The sequence below is a fragment of the Gordonibacter pamelaeae genome, assembly GCF_003340385.1.
In the GTDB taxonomy this organism is placed as follows: domain Bacteria; phylum Actinomycetota; class Coriobacteriia; order Coriobacteriales; family Eggerthellaceae; genus Gordonibacter; species Gordonibacter pamelaeae.
This window is the reverse complement of sequence record NZ_PPTS01000025.1, coordinates 1-1298: the sequence shown is the minus strand read 5'-3', so window position 1 is coordinate 1298 and position 1298 is coordinate 1. Positions and strand designations below refer to the sequence as shown.

Sequence of the window (1298 nt, the reverse complement as noted above, 5' to 3'; positions counted from 1 at the left end):
CGCTCTCCAAGGGCGACGAGTCGAAGGTCACGCCCATCCAGGCCCTCATCATGTGGACGAAGAACGCGGCGTTCTTCAGCCACGACGACGACAAGATGGGCTCGGTGGAGGTGGGCAACTTCGCCGACTTCGCCATCCTCGACCGCGACTGCTTCGCTTCGAGCGATCCTACGGACATCCGCGACGCCCAGGTCACGACGACCGTCCTCGGCGGCAAGGTGGTTTACGAGGCCTAGCGCCGATCGTTCACGAACCGGTTCGTTCAGCACCGCATCGCGAGCGCCTCGGCCTTTGGCTGGGGCGCTCGTTTTTTACCGGACACCAAGGCACCCGCCTTGCGGGGCGGGCACCTTCTTAAGGAGGAAGCATGAGCACCTGGTATCCCGAGGCCGACCTGGTCATCCAGCATCCGAAGATCTACACCGTCGCCATCACGTGCGACGAGGTGAAGGAAGGCAAGACGGACTTCCCCATCATCGAGGACGGCGGCGTGGCCGCCAAGGACGGCAAGGTCATCGCCGTGGGCACGGCCACCGACGTCCAGCAGTTCATCGGCGAGCACACCGAGGTCATCGACGCAACCGGCAAGATCCTCACCCCCGGCTTCGTCGAGTGCCACATGCACTGCAAGTGGACCGGCGAGAACATGCTCAACCTCGATTTCAACGGCGTGACCAGCCGCCAGGCCATCCTCGACGCCCTGAAGGAGAAGGTCGCCAGCACTCCTGCGGGCGAATGGATCGAGGGCGACGGCTGGAACGAGCTCATCTGGGAGGACAGTAAGGAACTCATCACCCGACGTGAGCTGGACGAGATCGCGCCCGACAACCCGCTCATCCTTCTGCACATGTCGGCCCATACGGTGGCCGCGAACTCGCGCGCCCTCGAAGAAGTCGGCTATACGAAGGACACCCCGCAGCCCGAGGGCGCCGAGATCGGCCACTACGACGACGGCGAGCTCGACGGCATGCTGTACGAGAACGCAGCCCTCATGCCAATGTTTGCGGCCAAGCCCCCGCTGACTGAAGAGCAGCACCTCCAGAGCCTCGAACTCATAGGGCAGCGCCTGAACTCCTTCGGCATCACCAGCGCCATCGACGCGAACCTCAACTACAAGCAGATGCGCGCGTACAACGAAGCAAGGAAACAGAACAGGCTCACCTACCGCGCGAACCTCATGTTCTACCTGGACCCGCAGTTCGGCTCCTTCGAGGACAACCTGCGCCGCCTGGAGGAGATGGACTGCGTCACCGGCTTCGGCGACGAGATGCTGAAGCTCAACGGCTGCAAGGTCACGC

2 protein-coding genes are annotated in these 1298 nt (G+C 63.3%); both read left to right on the top strand.

The features are described from left to right. Positions 1–236: amidohydrolase family protein (locus C1877_RS15045; protein ID WP_147274577.1), on the top strand; the 236-nt coding region annotated here is incomplete at its 5' end. A 131-nt stretch (positions 237–367) separates the two neighbouring features. Next, positions 368–1298: amidohydrolase (locus C1877_RS15040; RefSeq protein WP_147274576.1), on the top strand; the 931-nt coding region annotated here is incomplete at its 3' end.